This window comes from Mangrovivirga halotolerans (genome assembly GCF_026241165.1).
Taxonomy (GTDB): Bacteria; Bacteroidota; Bacteroidia; order Cytophagales; family Cyclobacteriaceae; genus Mangrovivirga; species Mangrovivirga halotolerans.
Genome location: NZ_JAPFQN010000011.1, coordinates 156,432 through 178,203, shown reverse-complemented (window position 1 = coordinate 178,203; position 21,772 = coordinate 156,432). Strand labels below are relative to the sequence as shown.

The 21,772-nt window shown below is 36.3% G+C and carries 18 protein-coding genes; 8 read left to right on the top strand and 10 right to left on the bottom strand.

All coding sequences use genetic code 11. The features are described from left to right. Positions 1-22 precede the first annotated feature (22 nt). Together OO013_RS18085 and OO013_RS18080 are read left to right on the top strand one after the other, a co-directional pair. Positions 23-1,423: an ATP-dependent DNA helicase gene (locus OO013_RS18085; protein WP_266058395.1), complete on the top strand. Its 1,401-nt coding sequence runs from the start codon at positions 23-25 to the stop codon at positions 1,421-1,423. A gap of 55 nt (positions 1,424-1,478) precedes the next feature. Further along, a complete protein-coding gene (locus tag OO013_RS18080) occupies positions 1,479-1,874 on the top strand; it encodes a DUF1573 domain-containing protein (RefSeq protein ID WP_137091676.1) in 396 nt (131 codons plus the stop codon). Positions 1,875-1,902: 28 nt separating this feature from the next. Here the strand turns inward: OO013_RS18080 and cdd are convergent, their stop codons facing one another. Then, complete coding sequence (gene cdd / locus OO013_RS18075; RefSeq protein WP_266058394.1) at positions 1,903-2,388, bottom strand: cytidine deaminase; 486 nt, start codon at positions 2,386-2,388, stop codon at positions 1,903-1,905. An 89-nt stretch (positions 2,389-2,477) separates the two neighbouring features. On the opposite strand from cdd, the gene OO013_RS18070 reads away from it, so the two are divergent. Beyond that, positions 2,478-3,827 (top strand): saccharopine dehydrogenase family protein, encoded by a 1,350-nt coding sequence (locus OO013_RS18070; RefSeq protein ID WP_266058393.1) that lies wholly within the window; start codon positions 2,478-2,480, stop codon positions 3,825-3,827. 1 nt (position 3,828) lies between these two features. Here OO013_RS18070 and OO013_RS18065 read toward each other — a convergent pair whose 3' ends face one another. The 3 genes from OO013_RS18065 to OO013_RS18055 all read right to left on the bottom strand — a co-directional run bounded on the left by OO013_RS18065 (position 3,829) and on the right by OO013_RS18055 (position 5,826). After that, complete coding sequence (locus tag OO013_RS18065) at positions 3,829-4,542, bottom strand: tRNA1(Val) (adenine(37)-N6)-methyltransferase (protein ID WP_266058392.1); 714 nt, start codon at positions 4,540-4,542, stop codon at positions 3,829-3,831. A gap of 137 nt (positions 4,543-4,679) precedes the next feature. Continuing rightward, entirely contained in the window at positions 4,680-5,078 is a 399-nt protein-coding gene (locus OO013_RS18060; protein ID WP_266058391.1) for a hypothetical protein, read from the bottom strand. A gap of 262 nt (positions 5,079-5,340) precedes the next feature. After that, positions 5,341-5,826, bottom strand: a complete 486-nt coding sequence (locus tag OO013_RS18055) for a DUF2911 domain-containing protein (RefSeq protein WP_266058390.1) — start codon at positions 5,824-5,826, stop codon at positions 5,341-5,343. 199 nt (positions 5,827-6,025) lie between these two features. On the opposite strand from OO013_RS18055, the gene OO013_RS18050 reads away from it, so the two are divergent. Beyond that, a complete protein-coding gene (locus OO013_RS18050; protein ID WP_266058389.1) occupies positions 6,026-7,123 on the top strand; it encodes a glycosyltransferase in 1,098 nt (365 codons plus the stop codon). A 7-nt stretch (positions 7,124-7,130) separates the two neighbouring features. Here the strand turns inward: OO013_RS18050 and OO013_RS18045 are convergent, their stop codons facing one another. The 6 genes from OO013_RS18045 to purL form a co-directional block, all read right to left on the bottom strand. Continuing rightward, entirely contained in the window at positions 7,131-8,258 is a 1,128-nt protein-coding gene (locus OO013_RS18045; RefSeq protein WP_266058388.1) for a glycosyltransferase family 4 protein, read from the bottom strand. An 80-nt stretch (positions 8,259-8,338) separates the two neighbouring features. Beyond that, entirely contained in the window at positions 8,339-9,043 is a 705-nt protein-coding gene (locus OO013_RS18040) for a lysoplasmalogenase (RefSeq protein ID WP_266058387.1), read from the bottom strand. Between the two features lie 9 nt (positions 9,044-9,052). Next, positions 9,053-9,523, bottom strand: coding sequence for a ribonuclease HI (gene rnhA / locus OO013_RS18035; protein WP_266058386.1), 471 nt, complete (start codon positions 9,521-9,523; stop codon positions 9,053-9,055). After that, on the bottom strand, positions 9,520-10,092 hold the full coding sequence (locus tag OO013_RS18030; protein ID WP_266058385.1) for a MarC family protein: 573 nt from the start codon (positions 10,090-10,092) through the stop codon (positions 9,520-9,522). The genes rnhA and OO013_RS18030 overlap by 4 nt, the downstream gene beginning before the upstream one ends. A gap of 17 nt (positions 10,093-10,109) precedes the next feature. Further along, positions 10,110-11,168, bottom strand: coding sequence for an aminotransferase class V-fold PLP-dependent enzyme (locus tag OO013_RS18025; RefSeq protein WP_266058384.1), 1,059 nt, complete (start codon positions 11,166-11,168; stop codon positions 10,110-10,112). Further along, entirely contained in the window at positions 11,168-14,848 is a 3,681-nt protein-coding gene (gene purL, locus OO013_RS18020) for a phosphoribosylformylglycinamidine synthase (protein WP_266058383.1), read from the bottom strand. Before purL ends, OO013_RS18025 begins: the two co-directional genes overlap by 1 nt. A gap of 211 nt (positions 14,849-15,059) precedes the next feature. Here purL and OO013_RS18015 point away from each other — a divergent pair, with 211 nt between their 5' ends. From OO013_RS18015 to OO013_RS18000, 4 genes are read left to right on the top strand one after another with little or no spacing between them, the layout of a single operon-like run. Then, a complete protein-coding gene (locus OO013_RS18015; protein ID WP_266058382.1) occupies positions 15,060-15,740 on the top strand; it encodes a TetR/AcrR family transcriptional regulator in 681 nt (226 codons plus the stop codon). A 5-nt stretch (positions 15,741-15,745) separates the two neighbouring features. Next, positions 15,746-17,116 carry a TolC family protein gene (locus OO013_RS18010; protein ID WP_266058381.1) on the top strand — a complete coding sequence of 457 codons (1,371 nt, stop codon included), beginning with the start codon at positions 15,746-15,748 and terminating at the stop codon, positions 17,114-17,116. Between the two features lie 33 nt (positions 17,117-17,149). Continuing rightward, positions 17,150-18,289: an efflux RND transporter periplasmic adaptor subunit gene (locus OO013_RS18005; RefSeq protein WP_266058380.1), complete on the top strand. Its 1,140-nt coding sequence runs from the start codon at positions 17,150-17,152 to the stop codon at positions 18,287-18,289. An 8-nt stretch (positions 18,290-18,297) separates the two neighbouring features. Next, on the top strand, positions 18,298-21,744 hold the full coding sequence (locus OO013_RS18000) for an efflux RND transporter permease subunit (RefSeq protein ID WP_266058379.1): 3,447 nt from the start codon (positions 18,298-18,300) through the stop codon (positions 21,742-21,744). The last annotated feature ends 28 nt before the right edge of the window (positions 21,745-21,772 follow it).

The following is a 21,772-nucleotide window of genomic DNA, read 5'->3' as shown; positions in this document are numbered from 1 at the left end:
CAATAAATTTAAATAAATCCAATTGGGAAGAATTAAAGATCTTATAGTTAAGAATTTTCCTTTTCAACCTACTGATGACCAGAACGAATTTCTCGATGTATTCGAAAAATTCATAAAAGACACCAGCGGCGAGGATGTCTTAATACTTAAAGGCTATGCAGGGACAGGGAAAACTACTGTGCTGAGCATGATTAATAAATGCCTGGGTGCCTTTAAATGGAAGATTATGATGATGGCTCCGACAGGAAGGGCAGCTAAAGTGATGGCAACCTATAGCAATTCCCAGGCTTTTACTATTCATAAAGTGATTTACAAACAACAAAATGACCCTTCAGCCGGAACTTTAAGCTTTAAGCGTCAGCCAAATTACTTTAAGCGGACTCTTTTTATTGTGGATGAGGCTTCTATGATCGGGGATGAGTTTAATTTCGGTAAACAGGGACTACTTACTGATGTAATCGAGTATGTTTTTGAAAAACCTGAAAATAAAAATAAGCTACTTATTGTGGGTGATCCTGCCCAGCTTCCACCGGTTGGATTAAATGAAAGTCCTGCATTAACAAAGGAAGGGATTGAAAAAATAATCTTCTATGAGCCTGGAGTGGCTGAGCTTACACAGGTTACACGTCAGGATCTTGATTCCGGAATATTGCTCCATGCTAATGATATTCGTCAGAAGATGCATGAAGGTATTTTCGAACCTGTTTTTAATACCGGTAAGTTTACTGATATATTTAAAATGAGTACTGAGCGAATGGAAGACGGGTTGCGATATGCATATGGTAAATTTGGTCAGGAAAATACTGCCGTAGTTTGCAGGAGTAACTTCGCCGCTGTTCAGTATAATAAATTTATCAGACAGACGATTCACTGGTATGAACACGAAGTGGAAGCGGGAGAATTGCTTATGGTGGTTCGAAATAATTACTTTTTTCTTCCTGAAGATGCGCCGGCAGGTTTTATCGCTAATGGAGATTTTATTGAAGTGATGAAAGTTTTCGCAGAAGAAGAAATGTATGGATTGCGATTTGCAAGGATGAGATTCAGAATGCTAGATTATCCTGATCAGGAACCGGTAGAAGCCAAAGTTTTACTCGATACGCTTCACCAGCCTGAGGCTTCTCTTTCTGCAGAAACTTCAAAAGAATTGTATCTGACCGTCAGGGCTGAGCTTGAACAGGTTGCTAAAAATAAAAAAGACTTAAAAGAGCTGATCAGGACAAATGAATATCTCAACGCACTTCAGATCAAGTATGCTTACGCTTTAACATGTCATAAATCACAGGGTGGACAGTGGGATGCGGTTTTTCTCGACAGAGGTTACCTTCCTCCGGAAAGACAGGATAAAGAATATATGCGATGGTTGTATACAGCCGTGACCAGGGCAAAAAAAGAATTATATTTAATAGAAAAATCTAAATAAACGGAACGATTTTTGTATTTTAGACGTTAATTACATCAAAAAATTATATTCAGTTATGAAAAGATTGTCAGTATTATTTTTGATACTATTTGCATTTACGGCAACAATTCAGGCACAGGAAACTGAAAATGGGCCTAAAATAACCTTCGAACAAAAGAAAGTCGATTTTGGTGATATTACTGAAGGTGAAAAAGTAAGTCACGAATTTGTATTTGAGAATACTGGAAATGAGGTTTTATTGATCTCGGATGTTCTTGTTCAGTGTGGTTGTACCGCAACAGATTGGCCAAAAGATCCGATTCCTCCAGGAGAAAAAGGATCAATCAACGTTGTATTCAACAGTACTAATAAAAGAGGTGTGCAAAATAAAGTGGTAACTGTAGTAAGTAACTCCACTACTTTCAGGGATGCAGTCTCATTAAGAGCTAATGTTATTCCAAAAGCAAATTGATCAAAAAAAGATTTAAAGAAAACCTGGATTAACCGTCCAGGTTTTTTTTATTAAAATTAAATGGTACCAGGTCTAACGCACTGTTAAAAAGATGAAATTTACCTTCCTTGGTTTTTAACAGGACCTCAATATTGTTTTCTTTTGAAAATTCGACCATTACTTGCCGGCAACCACCACAAGGTGACACCCCTGTTTTTTTATTCTCATTATTTATCGCACAAATAGTTAGCTTTTTTATTTTTTGGTCCGGATACTGAGAATGGGCAGTGAAAAGAGCAACTCTTTCAGCACACAGCCCCGATGGGTAAGCAGCGTTTTCCTGATTGTTTCCTTTTATGATAGTTCCGTTTTCCAATTCAAGAGCAGCACCAACCTTAAAATGAGAATAAGGTGCATAAGCTGTTTCACAGGCTTCTTCTGCCTTTTTAACCAGGTTTTGCCATTGCTTAGTTAAGTCTTCAAAAGAATCGTATTCGGTATAGTTTATATTTATTGATTTGGTTTTACCTGTCATATATTAAATTTTCTTATTAAAAAATAAAATCAGTTTGTCAAGATAATGCATTTCAGCTAATTTGCCTCCCACAACAAACCCAAAATATTATGAAATCAATACTGGTGATAGGTGCAGGGAGGTCATCCACTGTATTAATCGATTATCTGATCGATTGTTGCAATAAGAAAGGATGGAGTTTCATTCTTGCTGACCTGGATCTCGAATTGGCGCAATCAAAAGTTGCCGGAAAAGAATCAGTAAAAGCTGTGCAACTCGATCTGAGTGATAAGGAAAAGTTAAGTGAATTGATCAGTTCTTCTGATATTGTGATCAGCATGGTGCCAGCACATATGCATGTAATGGTTGCTTCAATATGTCTTGACCATGATAAAAATCTTATTACTGCCTCCTATGTAAGTGATGAAATGATGGCTTTTGATGAAAAGGTAAAGGAAAAAGGACTCATTTTTCTCAATGAATGCGGCCTTGATCCCGGATTGGACCACATGTCTGCAATGAAAGTTATCGATGAGATCAAAAGTGATTCGAATAATGAATTAACAGCTTTTGAAACATTTACAGGTGGTCTTCTTTCTGAAGATACTGAAAAGAATAATCCATGGAAATATAAATTTACCTGGAATCCAAGGAATGTGGTTCTGGCCGGTACAGGCACTGTGAAGTTTATTCAGGAGGGTAAATATAAGTTTATACCTTATCACAGATTATTCAGGCGCACCGAAATAATTGAAGTGCCGGATCATTGCTTTTTCGAAGGTTATGCTAATCGTGATTCGCTTAAATACCTTGATGTTTATGGATTGAGAAACATTAAAACTCTTTATCGAGGTACCTTGAGAAGACCTGGTTTCTGTCGGGCGTGGGATGCTTTTGTTCAACTTGGAGCAACAGATGATTCTTACCAAATGGAAGGAGTGGAGAAAATGACTCACAGGGAATTTATTAATTCATTTCTTGCTTATAACCCGACAGACTCCGTAGAGCTTAAATTAGCTCATTACCTAAGGATTGATCTGGATTCGGAAGTCATGCATAAATTTAAATGGCTTGATATGTTTCAGGATATACCTGTCGGACTTCAAAAAGGAACGCCTGCACAAATACTTGAACATATCCTTAAGAAAAAATGGACTATGGATGAAGATGATAACGATCGAATCGTAATGGTCCATAAATTCAGATATCGTTCCGGAGATACAGATCATGGAATCGACTCATTTATGGTAATTGAAGGTGATGATTCTGAAAGGACAGCGATGGCGAAAACTGTAGGTCTGCCCCTCGGAATAGCCGCTGAAATGATCCTTGAAGGAAAAATTACATCTACAGGAGTTGTCAGACCGGTTAAAAAAGATATCTATTTACCTATTCTCGAACAGCTGGAGAAAATGGGTGTAGTGTTTAAAGAATATAAATTTCAGCCACAAGATAACTGATCTATAACTTTAGATAATAAGGACTTAAAAGTTCTGAGAAGGGTTTGGAGTATTCTCCATTCTCTTCTTTTATAATTAATTCCTGTTCTACCGGTTCGCTTATAGCTTCAGATTTTATAAAACAGCAAATGTATCTAATCGGATTTTTGTCTTTTTTGTCCCTGACAATTATTCTTTTCAAAACGTTCAGATGATAGAAAGAAGCTATTCTTTCGAATATTGTCATTTGATGAGGTGGATACATAATAAATGCCTCACCTTCTTCATTCAATAACTTGTTAATTATTGATACCAAATCTTCATAAGGAAGATCATCATTGTGAATAGCTTTCGTGTTTTTTTTATCCGATTTTAAATGATTTTCAAAGAAAGGCGGATTGCAGACGATTAAATCAAATTTATCCTGATATTCCAGTGCAAAATCCTGAATTCGCTTTTCAACCAGAGTTATTTGTTTACTAAAAGGGGAGGATGAAATATTTGCTGATGCGTCTTTAATGCTATCTGGATCAGATTCAACAGAAGTTATATCAACTTCTTTTTTTTGAGCAAGCATTAGAGATAATAAACCCGTTCCAGTTCCGATATCAAGAATTTTATATCCGTTTTTGACCGGTATTAACGCACCGAAAAGGCATGAATCAGTGCATACCTTCATAGCAGCATTTTCTTGAATTATTTTGAATTTTTTAAACTCGAAAAAATCGTTAGCCATTTAAAAAATATTTGATCGAGCTTTAAAGATAGGGGATATGTGATTATGATGAAATGAGTTGTAAGAATTATAGAGAATTAAAACAGTAAAAATAAGAGGTGTCTGCTTTTGTTTTTAAAACCAGACACCTCCGGTTCTTATTTAAGTTGTGAACCTGTGTATAAGTAGTAGTGATCATCTCCATCTTTCATAATAAGTTCTGAGTTTTTTAATAGGTTTGCTAATTCTTGATCCTCATTCTCTTGCATGAACTCATATGTTTTAGAAAATATCACTTTATTAGATTCATCTATAAAGCTGTAAGAAGCATTGTTTAAATATCCAAAGTGCTCATCTAATAGGATTTCATTTTCGATGAATTCAATGGTCAATTTTAATTCATTTTTTTCAACTTTTGCTTCTGAGATTGTATCAATGGTACAACAGTTCACATCATCATTTGCTTTTGCAATGTTTGTGAATCCAATCATTATGGCAACCATTATACCCAAGGTTAACCAGATTGATTTTTTGTTTATTATTGCTGAAGTTTTCATAACTGTAAGATTTATATTGTTTTTAAATTATTTACTTACAGTAATGCCAACCTTGTGCCAATAAGTCTTAATAGATTGATAATCAGTAGATTAGAAGTTATTTTTGATTGTTTGGCATGATAAAAGTGTAATGTTTTCGAACACTTGATTCAATAAGTCGGACATATCTTGAAACAAATTGAACTTAAAATAGAATAGAATAGACAATACTAAGAGAGTGTTGCTTTAATTAAACTTGAAGAAATACTAAAAGGTACTTAGATTATTGTGGGTCAATTTCAAAAGACCAGTGAATATTATCCCAGGCAAATATGACATAACCATGATCATTAATGCTGAATTGCATCTGTTCAACTTTGCCGGGAGTTGATTTTACCGGAACTTGCAATGTGGTGAGTACTTTATCCTTATCATAAACTTCGGATTCCGGAGTGATCATAACTGTCCAATATCTATTTCCGGGAATTGTAAAGATACTATATGAACCCGCTGAAAGCTTTGTTTGACCAATCTCTGCAGGCCGGTCTATAATTAATACCGGAGGTTTTGTGATTCCTGGTTTCCATACCATGTTATATGGTATTTCCGTACCCCACACATCTCTGCCGTTGAGTTTAAGTCGTTCATATTTGATTATAATATCCATTTCATCCACTTTATTGGATGACATTTTATAGGACGCTCCATTTGTTTGAGCATTTACCTGGGTGAAAGAAACTATGAAAAACAGCAGTATTAAATATTTCATGATTACACATTGTTGTATTATTAAGATATTTAATGTTACTCAAGAAAGCAAGATATAGGCTAAGTAGTTGAGATTACTTGTAAAAAAGATATTACCTGCATACTGTTGATGCTCTAGCTGGCTTTTATTACGATGTTTTAAAATTAAAAGTTAGTTTTACCTGTGATATTTGATTTTTGAATTTCCCTGATAACTACACATGAAATTAGTTCATATAAGTACTGAGAAGTTTTGGAGAGGTGGAGAACAGCAAATTGCTTATCTCATTAATCATTTAAATGATAGAGGAGTCGAAAACTATCTTATTTGTGATGCAAATTCTGAAATGGAAAAATATGCCATCGATAATAATCTGAACTATTTCAGTATCAATTATGTGAACTCAATTAATCCAATAGCAATTTTAAAATTATCTAAATTAATAAAGCAAATTAATCCGGATTACGTTCACCTTCATAGTTCTAAAGCCCATACCTTAGGGTTGCTAGCTGGAAAGCTTATTAATTTCGATCAATTCATTTTACATAGAAGAGTTATATTTCCCATTAAGCAAAAACAAATTAATATTTGGAAATATAATACCCCCAGGCTTCTTAAAATCATATGCATATCAAAAGCTGTAGAAGAAGAGGTAGAAAAAATTGTTAAGGACCCTGAAAAAATAACTGTAATCCATTCTGCTATTGACTTAAACAGATTTAAAAATATTAGCAATGAAAAAAAGCTTCATGAGGAATTTGATTTTGAAGAAGACAATAAACTAGTTGTAAATGTTTCAGCTTTAAATAGGGAAAAGAATTTAGAAACATTCATAAAAGCGGCTTCATTAGTATTAAGAAAGTCTGATGTTAATATTAAATTTTTAATTGTAGGAGAGGGGCCGGAAAAAGATAACTTAATGGAATTAACCCGGACTCTTAACATTGAGGATCATGTTATATTTACCGGTTTTAGAAAAGATGTTCCAAATATATTATTACAATCAGATTTATTTGTTTTAACCTCAATTTCAGAAGGTTTAGGATCAAGTATTTTAGATGCCTTTGCATCTGGGGTACCAGCAGTCGCATCTAAGGTTGGGGGAATTCCCGAAATAGTTATAGATAATTATACAGGTTACACATTAGAACCCGGAGATGAAGAAGGATTTGCTTTTAATATTTTGAAACTCATTGAAAATAACACCCTTAGAAAGGAGTTATCAGAAAATGCACTACAATTAGTGAGTGATTACAGTATTAAATCTATGATTGACAAGTACCTTCAATTGTATAAAGAGCTTGAAGGTAAAGGTTGAGTCTCTATTATTTCATTAAACTCTTGTAACAATTCATGATTTTCTTAGCTGCAGCGTCAGAACTAAACTTTTGAGCATGTTCTAGGCCTTTGGATATCATTTCTTTTTGAAGGTTTTCACTTTCCAGAACTTTTGAAATAGTATAAGCCATATCTTCAGGATTGTAAGGGTCGAAATATTCAGCTGCATTCCCTCCTGCTTCGGGTATTGAGCTGGTTTTAGAGGCTAAGACAGGTGTTTTGCTATTTAAAGCTTCAATTACCGGAATACCAAAACCTTCATATAATGAGGGGTAAATAAATGCTGTAGAAAGCTGATAAAATGCCGCTAAATCCTCATCACCGATATTTTTATAGAAATAAAAGTATTTTTGAAGACCTTTAGCCCGGATCATTTCAATTGACTCTTTTTTATATCTTTTACCACTTCCTACTACTACAACTGGAATCCTGTTTTTTTCTGGTAACGCACTGATGGCTTTTATTAGTCCTTTAAGATTTTTGCGGTCATTGATTGTTCCTACAAATAGCAGGAATTCGTCAGGTAATTTATGTTTATCCTTCACCTGCTTTAACTCTTCCTGAGATTTTTCTTTCTTATACTGCTCTCCGCATGCCTGGTAGATCACCTCGATCTTTTCTTCAGGCGTATTATAAAATTTTATAATGTCGTTTTTGGCACTTTCACTGATTGCAATGATTTTATCGGATTTCATGCAAGCGCTCTGACATTTATATTCATAGATCTTTCTGTCTATAAAAGGAAAGTGTTCTGGATGTATCTTGAAGATGAGGTCATGAATAGTAACAATGCTTTTTATATGAGCACTTTGAATATTAGACGGTAACTCATTGCTTAATCCGTGATAAATATCAATGTCTTTATCTTTGAGAAGTTTAGTAATACCATATGTTCTCCAATAAGATTTCATTTTACCATCTGGTAGTACAATCTGATAATGATCAGAATTTTTAAACTGTTCTACGACAGGCTTGTTTTTAACCTTCGGAGTAAATAAGTATAGCTCGTTATCAGGGAAATTTTCAGCGATACTTCTAATAAGTGTCCGGGAATAATTTCCCAGTCCTGTGAAGTTATTAAAAGCTCTTTTTGCGTCGTAGCCAATTTTAAACATAAAAATGGAGTTGGTATATCAATTAAAACAATGGTACTATTCTTATCAATAATATTAAAATTCGATCAAATCCCAAAATATTATTTAAGAGGATCAACCAGTTTTGCAGCAGTCTTTAAAAAACCAACAATAATGAATAACTGAGCAAAACAATAAGTTGTCATGATCAGGAGTCCGCTTGCAGGTAAGGCAGTTCTGAATGCATTAATAGCTAACAGGCTATCTGATAGTACAAACAAACAAACACCGAGAAATATAATTTTGTTTTGAGGAACTACCTGATTCCCATATCCTGCTGCGAATATTGCATGAAATGCCAGAACAATCCCATATATCGTTACGGGAAAAGTCATATCAATAGCAACGGAAGGCAAAATAATATACAATAGAAATAATGTATAAATAATTATACCGATAACCACTGGTATAGGAACTTTTCTTAAAATCTGCTTTGTAGTGAAATCCTGAAACTTATGATATGATATTATATAAGATAAATGACTGAATAAAAATGCGATAAGCCCAAGAAGGAAGAACTGTGAATTGTTTTCTTCGAAGATCAAAAGAATATCTCCGGTCCAACTTAAAATCAGGGCTAAAATTATCCAGAAGCTGGTTTGAATTCCAAAAGACCTGGAAGAAATAAAGTAATAGATAAGTATTACCGGGATAATAAAAGCTTTTGAGATATTTCTTAAAATCTCCAGTTCAAGGATTATTGCTACAAGATGAATTGTAGTAACGATTATAAACAGGTATGGAACTTTTAACTTTTTACCTTCCATTCAAAGAGTTTAAAATAAATCTGGATTGCTTTCCTGTTCTTCAAACCCCTCATCGATTTTTAAATTATTTCCATCTGCAGCTTGAACAGCAAGCTGATCACAACGCTCATTCATTGGATTACCGGCATGCCCCTTAACCCACACAAATTTCACATTGTGTTTATTGTATAAAGGTATAAATTTTCTCCAAAGGTCGGCATTTTTTTTGCCTTTAAATCCTTTTTTTACCCACCCCCAAAGCCAACCTTTTGAAACTGAGTCAACTACGTATTTACTGTCACTGTATATAGTGACGTCCCATCCTTCTTTTTTTATTTGTTCGAGCCCTTTGATCACCGCCAGAAGTTCCATCCGGTTGTTGGTTGTCTTCCTGAATCCTTCAGATAACTCTTTTTTGTGGTGCCTGTGCATTAGAACGGTACCGTATCCTCCTGGTCCCGGGTTTCCTCTGGAAGCGCCATCTGTGTAAATAGTTATCATAATGATCCAATGTTTGATTTTATAAGTTTGATTGAGATGGCAAGTAATATTATACCAAATACCTTTCTCATAACACTAAATCCGGCAGGACCGATCTTTTTACCAAGCCAGCCTGAAGATTTTAATACTGCAAATACGAAAATAAGATTAAATATCACTCCGGCCAGGATATTTTGCGTTTCATATTCGGCTCGAAGCGAGACCAGGGTTGTCAAAGTTCCTGCACCAGCTATCAAAGGGAAGGCTAGTGGAACTATACTGGCCCCCGAGGTATCGATCTCCTCAGATTTGAAAAAACTGTGCCCTAGAATCATCTCCATACCTATAATTATCATTACCACGGCTCCGGCTAAAGCAAATGATTGTACATCGATACCAAAAAGATTGAGTAATCTTTCTCCGATAAAAAGAAATGCTATCATAATCCCTGCGGAAACCAGGGTAGCCTTAGTTGAGTCTATATGACCATGTTGTCTTCGTAAATCAATAATTATAGGGACGCTTCCTAAAATGTCTATTACTGAAAATAAAATTAAAGTAACAGAAATAATCTCTTTGAAATTTAGCATTGCTGGATTGAAATTATTTAAATGACCTCTAAAAAATTTAGTAGTTTATTTATTTCCCTTTTTCTTAAGGCCGGAAAATTAGCCATCCTGAAAGTATCATCTTTCCATTTCCCATAACCTTTACCTAAAACGATCTCGGCATCATCTGCAAGTTTATATATGCTGATATCTTCAGGTAGATATTTCAAGGCAAGAACGGTATACGATCTCTTTTCTTTATTTGTTACAAGCCAGTCAACAGAATTATTTTCCGATACCGCCCGCTCGATGTTTTTGTACCTGGACTTGAGGTCATTAAATACTTTTTCGATGTTTTTTCTTTTCTTTAAAACACGGTACATCAGGTAAATATCTGCAACGTTTGGTGTATGGGTCGTTTGGAATTGTGATGCCTGATTAATAATGTTTACCAGGCTGTTGTAATGATTTGTATTATTAACCTTGAAAGCTCTTTCCACAGCCCTGGGGGAAAGTATTAAGACCCCCATTCCGGCTGGTAATCCGAAACATTTTTGAACACTTGCATACCAGATGTCGGCCAGATTGAATGGCAGCTTATAACCTGCCATTGATGAAGTTGCATCAACTGCGATGATTGCTTTTCCGTGGATTTGTCTCAGTGCGAGTATTTCTTCTTTACTTAAAGCTGTGCCATTTGAAGTTTCATTATGAGTAATACAAAAAGTATCAGCTTTTATTTCTTGTATTTTATCAACTGGAATATCCTCATTAATGTCAAACTCGACGGCCTCGGCTTCACATCCTAGCTTAACTGTGTTATTAAACCATTTTTTGCCAAACGCACCATTATAGATATGGCAACTTTTCTTTTTAATAATTGACTGTGCAATTATTTGCCAGCATTCTGTTGCCGAACTGACGAAAGTAATAGTATAGTCAGCCGGGATATTGAGGCGTTTTCTCATCATCCCGGTAGTGTTTTTTATTAATTCAATAACCTGCGGACTACGATGGTTATAGCTCATGAATCCCTCATCATAGGCATCACCAAGGTACTTTGGTACCCTGCGATCTACCCGTGAAGGACCCGGAAGCAAAAACAATTTATCGCTCATTAACTGTTATTTTCTACCCATTTCCGTGCGTTAACAAAAGCTTCCACCCACGGTGTGATCTCATCTGATTTATGCTTTTCATCAATATTTGCCCAGTTCCAGGGGAAAAGACTCCTTTCAAGGTGTGGCATCATAGCCAAATGGCGGCCATTTTTGCTACATACTGCAGCGGTGTTGAAGTCGGAGCCATTTGGATTGCCCGGATAGCCCGAATAAGTATATTTACCAACTATGTTGAACTTATCCTCTGTGTCACCTAAAATGAATTTGCCTTCACCATGAGCAACCCAGATTCCCAATTGTGAACCTGCCAGGGAGTTAAGCATGACAGAATTATTATCAGGGATCGTCATATTTACAAACCCTGATTCAAATTTATGTGAGTCGTTATGATGCATTGTTGGATGATTATCGCCCATTTCAGGCCATAATAAGCCTAACTCCATCATAAGCTGGCAACCGTTACATACACCAAGGCTCAATGTGTCTTCTCTTTCGTAAAACCTATGAAGGGCTTCGTTAGCTTTTTCATTGAACTTAAAAGCTCCAGCCCATCCTTTTGCTGATCCCAAAACGTCTGAATTACTGAAACCACCAACAAAGACGATCATATTTACATCTTCGAGTGTTTCTCTGCCAGAAATCAGGTCGGTCATGTGAACATCTTTTACATCAAAACCTGCAAGGTGAAGTGCCCAGGCCATTTCCCTGTCACCATTAACTCCCTTTTCCCTGATAATTGCTGCCCTGACATTTGATTTTTCTCTTCGGTCAGGGTTAATACCCTGCGATTCATAGCTACCCTTAAATCCTTCAGGGTAGGTAAATGATAGCTTCTGGAATGGAATGTTTTCATATCTCTCTTTAGCAAGATCTTTACCACTTTGATCCTGATCCAGTAAATAAGAAGATCTCATCCACAGCTTTCTCAGGTAATTAACATCTTGCGAAATATTTACATCCTCTTTAGTTATATCAATTTTTCCTGAAGAATTTGCATTACCAATTATAACAGCTTTAAGACCTTTTTCTTTAAAAGCTTCTACTATCTTGTCACCATCTTTTGCCTGAACAATTACTCCAGGGTTTTCATTAAATAAGGTAGTGACCAGGTCAGATCTGATATCTGAAAGATTAATGTTGACTCCGGCCTCTGATGACCCAAAGCACATTTCAGCAATCGCTGTAAATAATCCACCGGAAGAAATATCATGACCTGCAATGATCATATCATCTTTAATAAGTTGCTGCAGGGTAATGAAAGAATCTTTGAAATAATTCACATCAACATCCGGGCAATGTTCTCCGACTTTACCTAATAACTGGGCAAAAGATGAACCTCCTAATTGATGCTTTTTATTACTAAAATCTATATAAACTAAATCAGTATCATCATCTGGTTGTAATACTGGTTCTATTGTTTTTCTTATGTTTTCAACTTCTCCGATTGCAGAAATGATTACTGTTCCAGGAGAGTAAACCTTACCATCTTTATATTTCTGTGTCATGGAAAGAGAATCTTTTCCGGTTGGAACATTGATTCCCAGTTCGATACAGAAATCACTTACGGCTTCAACAGCGTCATAAAGTCTGGCATCTTCTCCAGGGTTATTGCAAGGCCACATCCAGTTTGCACTGAGTGAAATACCTTCCAGGCCTGTAGTAAGAGGTGCCCATACAATATTAGTTAATGCTTCTGCGATAGATAATCGTGAACCTGCAGCTGAAGAAATTAATCCAGGCACGGGAGCATGACCTATAGAGGTAGCAGTACCTTTAATTCCCTGGTAATCGGCCGCAATAACTGCTACGTTATTCAATGGAACCTGAATTTCACCTGCTGTTTGCTGTTTGGCTACTTTTCCTGTAACAGATCGGTCTACTTTATTGGTCAACCAGTCTTTTGAAGCCACAGCTTCGATCTGAAGAATATCTTCAATATATTTTCCTAGCAGTGCGGTATTGTACTTTATTGGAGAAAAATCAGGTTTGATGCTTTTATCCTCCATTATCGTTTGAGGAGAAGAACCAAAGAAATGACTTAGCTTAAGATCTATCGGGTTTTTCTCATTTTTTCCTTCGAAAATGAGTTTCATATCACCAGTGATCTCCCCGACATTATATAAAGGTGCTCTTTCTCTCTCAGAAACTTTCTTAAGGGTTTCGAAATCTTTTTCCTTCATTAAAAGTCCCATTCTTTCCTGAGATTCGTTTCCGATTATCTCTTTTTCAGATAGAGTAGGATCTCCTACAGGAAGTTTGTCGACCTCAATTCTTCCTCCCTTTTCTTCTACAAGTTCAGAAAGGCAATTTAAATGTCCTCCTGCACCATGATCGTGAATAGAAATGATTGGATTATCATCGCTTTCGGCCATTGCCCTGATCGCATTGAAAACTCTTTTTTGCATTTCAGGGTTGGAACGTTGAATGGCATTTAATTCAATTGCATTGGCAAATTCACCAGTAGCAACAGAAGATACAGCACTTCCTCCCATACCAATTCGGTAGTTGTCACCTCCCATTACGATCACCCGGTCTCCTTTATCTGGAGTTTGCTTCAGACTATCTGATTTCTTTCCATATCCTATACCACCGGCAAGCATGATCACCTTGTCATAACCCCAGTTAGTATCGTTTTCGGAGTGTTCAAATGTTAAAAGAGATCCACATATTAATGGCTGACCAAATTTATTACCAAAGTCACTGGCTCCATTTGATGCCTTAATAAGGATTTCCAAAGGAGTCTGATATAACCATTCCCTTGGCTCTGTATGACTCTCCCAGCTTCTGTTTTTTTCCGCTCTTGAGTAAGCAGTCATATAAACTGCAGTACCGGCTACTGGCATTGAGCCCTTTCCGCCGGCAATTCTATCCCTGATTTCCCCACCTGATCCTGTTGCAGCGCCGTTAAATGGCTCAACAGTAGTCGGGAAGTTATGGGTCTCTGCTTTAAGCGATAAAACGCTGTCAAACTCTTTTATTTCGAAGTATTCAGGTATATCCTGTCTTACCGGAGCAAATTGTTGAGCCCGCGGTCCTTCGACAAAAGCTACATTATCTTTATATGCAGAAACTATTTTATTCGGATGTTCTTTGGATGTTTTTTTTATTAGCTGAAAAAGAGAGGATTTTTTTTCGTGGCCGTCAATAATGAATTTGCCATTGAAAATCTTGTGTCTGCAATGCTCAGAATTTACCTGGGAAAAACCAAATACTTCAGAATCGGTAAGTTTTCTACCCAACTCCTCACTGACTTTTTCAAGGTAAACTATCTCTTCTTCATTCAGAGCCAGTCCTTCTTTCTCGTTATAGGTACGAATATCATCGATCTCTTTAATCTTTTCAGGCTCAATGTTTACATCGAAAATTGACTGGTCAAGCTCGTTGTAAACATGCTCCAGCATTTTATCATAGCTGTCGCCCTCTTTCATTTCATAAAATTGCTCAATCCGGTCAATTCCTGATATCCCCATGTTTTGAGTGATCTCTACTGCATTGGTACTCCATGGAGTGATCATTTCAGTTCTGGGGCCTCTAAATTTGCCTGTTAACTTCTCAGAATCAATTCTTTCTGCATTGCCTAGCAGCCATTTAAGTTTTTTAGATTCGTCTTCTGATGGTAAGTGATTTGTAGAAATTACAAATATATTGTTGTGAACACCTTTGTAAAAAAGAATCATCGATGATAAGCAGTTATTTAATTTCAATGCAAAGGTATTATTAACCCATGATTTATAAAACGTACTTCAATAAATATATTCATGACAGTATTTAATTTGCTGCCGCTTGCCATATTTTTTCTTCCATTTAAATAATTATTCAGGTTTTATATGAAAATTTTAAACAATTAACAGACATATTCGTTGTAAGAAACCAAGGAAACTTTTAAACTTGCAAAAGTTTCCGGAGTATTATGACGATATGGCAATAGAAAAAAATACAGAAACACAAACACAGAGAGAGAAAATCATGGAAGGAGCATATGCTCTTTTTATGAAATACGGTATTCGTTCTGTTACCATGGACGAAATATCTGCCAGTATGGGTATATCCAAGAAAACGGTTTATTCTCATTTCAATGATAAAAACAACCTGATATATGAGGGTACAAAATATCTGTTAACTCAAAAGAAAGCCGAGATCAAAGATTGTATCGGAGCAGATAATGATGTGATAACTGAGATGGGGAATGTCTCAAAACATATCCGTGAGAGTTTTCAGTATATGAACCCGACCATGTTTTACGATATGAAAAAATATTATCCTGAATCATGGGCATTGTTTGAGGATTTCAAAGAGAATGTTTTCAGACAGGAAGTTATAAGATCATTAAAAGAGGGTATCTCTCAGGGATATTTCAGAAGTGATATCGACGTGGATGTAATATCAAAATTGAGGTTGATTTTATTTGATGCCGTATTGAATATGGACGAGTTCTCCCCCCAGGAGTACAATATGGCTGATTTACAAATAAAAGTATTTGATTTCTTCGTACATGGCTTACTTACCAAGAAAGGTGCAGAGCGTTACGAGAAGTTAGTAGATGAATTTAAGAAAGAACAAAACATATAATTGAGGTGACTAATCGAATTATTTACATACTCGGATTTTTAATTATTAGCCTGCCAGCTATCTATGCCCAGGAGCAGGAAACGGAGTCAGGTTCTGATTCAGTTTTTACTTTGCAGGATTGTATAAATTATGCATTGGAAAATAATCAGGCCTTGATCAAATCTAACCTTGACAGAGAGATTTCTAAAGCGCAGGTTAGCGAAGTGGTTGCACAGGGACTTCCTCAGATCAATGCAAATGCAGACCTGACCTATAACATAAATCTTAGGCAAGTGGTTGTAGAAGGCGATAACCCTTTTATTCCGCCAAATGGAGGAACTGAAGGTCCTGTTACTTTTGCTCTTGGAACCAAATATTCCGGGAACGCCGGGATCGAACTTACTCAATTAATTTTTAACGGGAGTTATTTTGTTGGTGTCCAGGCAACTAAAACATTAAAAGAACTCTCTGATAAATCGTATATCAAAACTCAGGTAGATGTAAAAGAAAATGTGATCAAAGCATATTACACTGTTATGGTTTCTTCTGAGCGATTAGACCTTGTAAAGGCTAACCTGGCGAGAGTTGATTCTGTTTTGAACGAAACTCAGATATTATATAATGAGGGGTTTGTTGAAAAGATGGAGGTTAACAGGCTTAAGATCAATCATAACAACCTGAAAACTACTTATGAAAACAATAAGCGTAGCCTGGAGATAGCTTTAGAATTATTGAAATTCCAGATGGGTATGCCTCTTGATCAGAATCTGGTTATAGAAGAGACTATAAGAGATATGCAATTTGAGACACTCCAGGCAAACATTCAGGAATTTGAATACTCAGACAGAATTGAGTATTCAATTTTAGATACCAGAGTTAAACTCACTACCTATAATATGAAAAACACAAAAGCACAATATCTACCTGTGATCAATGCTTTTGCTAATTATGGTTTTGTTGGTGGGAGAAATGATTTTGGTGATCTGATGAATTTTTCAGATAGCTGGTTTGATTACTCAAATGTGGGCGTGAGATTAACAATTCCAATTTTTGACGGATTGAGAAAATCTTCGATTATACAGCAACGAAAATTAGACCTGGAAAAACTGGATGAGGACAGAATGATGTTGAGAAATAACATTGACCTGAATATTAAAAAAGCAAGAATTGATGTTGAAAATGCAGTAAACACACTCAATACACAGGAAGAAAATATGCAATTAGCAAAAGATGTATATAATGCTGCACAACTTAAATACACTGAAGGCATCGGTTCAAGTCTAGAACTTACCGAAGCAAATTCTGAATATCTAACTGAACAAAACAATTATTATATAGCTCTTTTTGAAGCTTTAATGGCACGAGTTGAACTTGAAAGAGCACTTGGACTATTATAATTAACATTCCATACAAAAGAAACACAGACTGAAATGAAAAATAATTTAATACCTTTTCTCTCACTTATTTTAGTGATTTCCATGACTTCTTGTGACAAGGATCTTGAAGCAAAGAAGGAAGAGTTAAAAGAATTAAAAAAGGAAGCTTCCGAATTGCAAGGGAAGATAACTTCTTTGGAAAATGAGATTATTAAGGAAGATCCCGAGTTTGCCGAGAAAACTGTTAATAAGGTCCAGGTTGAAGTAAAAGATCTGGAAAAAGATACATTTACCAATTTTGTAGAGATTAATGGTAGTGTTTCAACCGATCAAAATGTAATCCTTGCTGCGCAGGCCGGAGGACAAATTGAAAGAGTAAATGTGTCTGAAGGTGATAAAGTTAGAAAAGGACAAACTCTTGTTGTTTTGGATACTGACATTATTCGTAACAACATTAGTGAGGCTGAAGCTTCTTATAGCCTTGCAAAGACCATGTACGAAAAGCGTAAAAAACTTTATGAGCAAGGTGTGGGTAGTGAAATCGACTATCTGAACGCACAGACTCAAAAAGAAACACTTGAAAAAAGAATAGCAAGTCTTAAATCACAATTGAGTAATTCTTATATCACAGCTCCTTTTTCAGGGAAAGTTGATGGCGTAATGGCTAAAGAAGGAGAAGTTGCTTCTCCGGGTATGCCAATGGTCAGAATTGTAAACCTTAATGACTTAAAGATTGAGGCAGATGTCTCTGAAAGATACATTGGTAGTTTTGAAAAAGGTGATAGCGTGGAAGTATTCTTTCCTGCATTTAAAGAATCTTACAAAACCACTGTTTCTGCTGTTGGAGATGTGATTAACCAGGCAAACAGAACATTTACTTTACAGGTTAAACTTCCAAAAGACAATGACTTGTTAAAGCCAAATCTCATGGCAACTATCCGACTGGCCGATTATCAAAATGAAGATGCGATCATTATCCCGGATAAGATTATACTACAAGATAGCCGTGGTTTTTATGTGTATAAAACTAAAAAAGATGGCGATGAACCTGTAGCAGAAAAGGTATACATAGAGGTAGGGCAGACTTTCAACGGTAATGCTGAGATCGAGTCAGGTCTTTCCGCTGGTGATAATGTAATTGTTACCGGATACAGAGAAGTAAGTGAAGGTAGTATTGTAGAAATTGTTAAGTAATTACAATTATGGCTGAAGAAAATAAAAAAAATAATAATAAGGACGAAGTACTGAAGTCTTTCGGCCTGACAACGGCTGCAATAAAGAATAAAACTACTGTATTCTTCCTTTCCTTCCTGGTAGTGGTGATGGGACTTCTGAGCTACCAAAACCTGCCGAAAGAAAATTTCCCGGAAGTTAGTTTACCAACAATATACATCGGTACTCCTTTTCCTGGAAACTCTCCGGCGGATATTGAAAACCTGGTTACCCGACCAATTGAGAAGGAGATCAATTCAATAAGTGATGTGAAAGATATCAGATCTACTTCAGTTCAGGATTATTCAACGATCATTGTAGAGTTTAATTCTGATGTGGACGTACAGGAAGCACTTATTGATGTTAAAGACGCTGTTGATAAGGCCAAACCAGAATTACCGAGTGACCTGCCTCAGGATCCCAATGTTTTTGAACTGAATTTTTCAGAATTTCCGATCCTGAAAGTTAACCTTACTGGTAATCTTAGTCAGGAGGAATTAAAAGAGCATGCAGAAAATCTTAAGGATGAAATAGAAAACATTTCCGAAATTTCAGAAGCCGAACTTGTTGGTATAGATGAAAAGGAAATGAAGATTCTTGCTGACCCTTACCGAATGGCAGCAAGGAGAGTGACATTTACCGATATTGAAAATGCAGTAAAGGCTGAAAATCTGACCATGTCAGGAGGTAGCCTCAAGCAAAATGAAATCCGAAGAACAGTAAGGATCGTTGGAGAATTCGAGCGTGCCAGGCAGATCGAGGATATCATTATAAAGAGTGAAAAAAACAATATTGTCTATTTAAAGGATGTTGCTGACGTTCAGTTTGAATATGCTGACAAATCGAGTTATGCGAGGCTCGAATCAGATGCTGTAGTTGCATTAGACATTAAAAAGAGAAGTGGAGAAAACCTGATCATTGCTACTGAAAAGGTTATGGATGTTCTTGAGGAGTACAAAGAAAGTGAATCTTATCCTGCAGAATTAGAGCTTACTCTTACCAATGACCAGTCAAAAATGACTAAGGACATGGTTTCAAACCTTGAGAATAATATTATCTCCGGGGTAATATTGGTTACTCTGACTTTATTATTCTTTTTGGGTACAAGAAACTCTCTTTTCGTTGGTATGGCGATTCCGATTTCGATGTTCATGGCTTTTGCCATTTTAGGAGCTCTGGGGATTACCATTAATATGATGGTTCTTTTTGCTCTGATTATGGCATTGGGTATGCTTGTCGATAATGGTATTGTTGTGGTTGAAAATGTGTACAGGTTGATGGAGCAAGGTTATAGCTCCTGGGATGCTACTAAGTACGGCGTTGGTGAGGTTGCCATGCCGATCATTTCGTCAACAGCCACTACACTTGCAGCCTTCCTGCCATTAATGTTCTGGCCTGGAATCATGGGAGAATTTATGTATTACCTCCCAACTACTTTAATTATCGTATTAGGTTCGTCGCTATTTGTGGCGCTGGTTATTAACCCGGTTTTCATAGGGTCATTTATGAAGTTACACGAAAAGACATTTAACCGTAAAAGGATGTTTATTCGTTCGCTGATTGCTATTGGTATAGCCGTAGCATTGATTACTACAGGATTACTTATTGATAAATACAATGTTACCATTGCCATAGGAAATCTGATCATACTTGTGGTGGTCTTGTTATGGCTTAATATTTTATTATTAAACCCGCTTTCAATAAAGTTTCAAATGAATTTTCTTCCGAAGGTGGAGTCTTTGTATGAAAGAACATTGAGGTTTGCATTAAGGGGTCATAACTACATTTTCTTCTTTGTAGGTACAATAATAACATTGATTTTATCAGTGGGGTTATTTGCCTGGAAGATGCCAAAAGTCGAATTTTTCCCTGAAAATATACCGAAATATGTGAATGTGTTTATTGAGTTTCCGATTGGAACAGATGTGGAAAAAACCAATGAATTTACTCAAAAGGTTAATCATCGGCTTGATAGCCTGATTAAGCCATACAGACCTATTATAGAGTCTGTGGTTACTAATGTTGGACAGGGAACTGCTGATCCGGGCGATCCGACTGCTGTTAGTATGAGTGAAACTCCAAACCAGGCACGTATAACTGTTAATTTTGTCGATTTTAAATACAGGGATGGAATTGATACTCGCGAAGCCCTGAATGATATCCGGGAAGGGATGAAGGGAATTGCTCCGGGTGTTACGATAACCGTGGCAAAAGACAGAAATGGTCCTCCTGTTGGTAAGCCGATTAGTATTGAGATATCAGGTGAAGAATATGACAGGTTAATTGAAGTGACTGAGAATGTTCTTACCAAGATCAATAATTCAGATATCGAAGGTATAGAAAAGTTAAAATCAGATCTTGAAACAGGTAAACCAGAACTGATTATTGATATTGATCGCGATAAAGCCAGACGTTTTGGTGTTTCAACTTACAGTATAGGTAATGAATTGAGAACATCGATTTTTGGTAAAGAAATCGGTCAGTACAAGCTTGGTGAAGACGATTATGATATCGAGTTAAGACTTGCTGAGCAATATCGATATGATTTGAATAAACTGATGAACAGGGATATAATTTTCCGTGATCAGTCTTCAGGTGCCATTCACCAGGTACCGATCTCATCTGTTGCTGATGCAGAACTCAGTACTACTTACGGTTCGATCAAAAGGAGAAACCTGGACAGAGTTGTCTCGATTACTTCTAATGTAATACAAGGTTATAATGCAACGGAGATTACTCAGCAACTAAAAGACTTGCTTGCTGGTTATAATCTGCCGCAAGGATATGAGATCAAGTTCACGGGTGAACAGGAACAACAGGCTGAAGAGCTGGAATTCCTTAGCAGTGCACTGATCCTGGCTGTATTTTTGATCTTCCTGATCATCGTGGCGCAGTTTAATAAAATTACTGCTCCTTTGATCATCATGACCTCGGTGATCTTGAGTACTATCGGTGTATTCCTTGGTCTTGTGGTGTTTAATATGAAGTTCGTTGTGATTATGACCATGATCGGTATCATTTCACTCGCCGGTATTGTAGTGAATAATGCCATCGTACTTATCGACTTTATTGAACTTATCAGGGAAAGAAAGCGAGCAGAACTGCATTCGGATGCCAGGTTAAGCATGCATGATATTCTTGAGTCAATTGTGGAAGCCGGTAAGACGCGTTTAAGACCTGTTTTGCTAACTGCAATTACAACAGTGCTTGGTTTGATACCGCTGGCTGTGGGAATCAATATAGATTTCATAAAATTCTTCACTGAATATCAGCCGGATTTCTATATAGGTGGTGATAATGTTATTTTCTGGGGGCCAATGTCATGGACAATTATCTTCGGACTTTCATTCGCTACTTTCCTGACTCTGGTAATTGTACCGGTTATGTATTTGATTTTTGATAAGATCAATCATAAATATCATTTATCGAAATATTAAAAAACCGAAAATAAATTTTATCGTTAGT

Bases quoted from the DNA above. Each gene is read 5' to 3' on its own strand.
- OO013_RS18080 (WP_137091676.1), top strand. From the start codon at position 1,479: ATGAAAAGATTGTCAGTATTATTTTTGATACTATTTGCATTTACGGCA.
- cdd (WP_266058394.1), bottom strand. From the start codon at position 2,388: ATGACAGGTAAAACCAAATCAATAAATATAAACTATACCGAATACGAT.
- OO013_RS18070 (WP_266058393.1), top strand. From the start codon at position 2,478: ATGAAATCAATACTGGTGATAGGTGCAGGGAGGTCATCCACTGTATTA.
- OO013_RS18065 (WP_266058392.1), bottom strand. From the start codon at position 4,542: ATGGCTAACGATTTTTTCGAGTTTAAAAAATTCAAAATAATTCAAGAA.
- OO013_RS18060 (WP_266058391.1), bottom strand. From the start codon at position 5,078: ATGAAAACTTCAGCAATAATAAACAAAAAATCAATCTGGTTAACCTTG.
- OO013_RS18055 (WP_266058390.1), bottom strand. From the start codon at position 5,826: ATGAAATATTTAATACTGCTGTTTTTCATAGTTTCTTTCACCCAGGTA.
- OO013_RS18050 (WP_266058389.1), top strand. From the start codon at position 6,026: ATGAAATTAGTTCATATAAGTACTGAGAAGTTTTGGAGAGGTGGAGAA.
- OO013_RS18045 (WP_266058388.1), bottom strand. From the start codon at position 8,258: ATGTTTAAAATTGGCTACGACGCAAAAAGAGCTTTTAATAACTTCACA.
- OO013_RS18040 (WP_266058387.1), bottom strand. From the start codon at position 9,043: ATGGAAGGTAAAAAGTTAAAAGTTCCATACCTGTTTATAATCGTTACT.
- rnhA (WP_266058386.1), bottom strand. From the start codon at position 9,523: ATGATAACTATTTACACAGATGGCGCTTCCAGAGGAAACCCGGGACCA.
- OO013_RS18030 (WP_266058385.1), bottom strand. From the start codon at position 10,092: ATGCTAAATTTCAAAGAGATTATTTCTGTTACTTTAATTTTATTTTCA.
- OO013_RS18025 (WP_266058384.1), bottom strand. From the start codon at position 11,168: ATGAGCGATAAATTGTTTTTGCTTCCGGGTCCTTCACGGGTAGATCGC.
- purL (WP_266058383.1), bottom strand. From the start codon at position 14,848: ATGATTCTTTTTTACAAAGGTGTTCACAACAATATATTTGTAATTTCT.
- OO013_RS18005 (WP_266058380.1), top strand. From the start codon at position 17,150: ATGAAAAATAATTTAATACCTTTTCTCTCACTTATTTTAGTGATTTCC.
- OO013_RS18000 (WP_266058379.1), top strand. From the start codon at position 18,298: ATGGCTGAAGAAAATAAAAAAAATAATAATAAGGACGAAGTACTGAAG.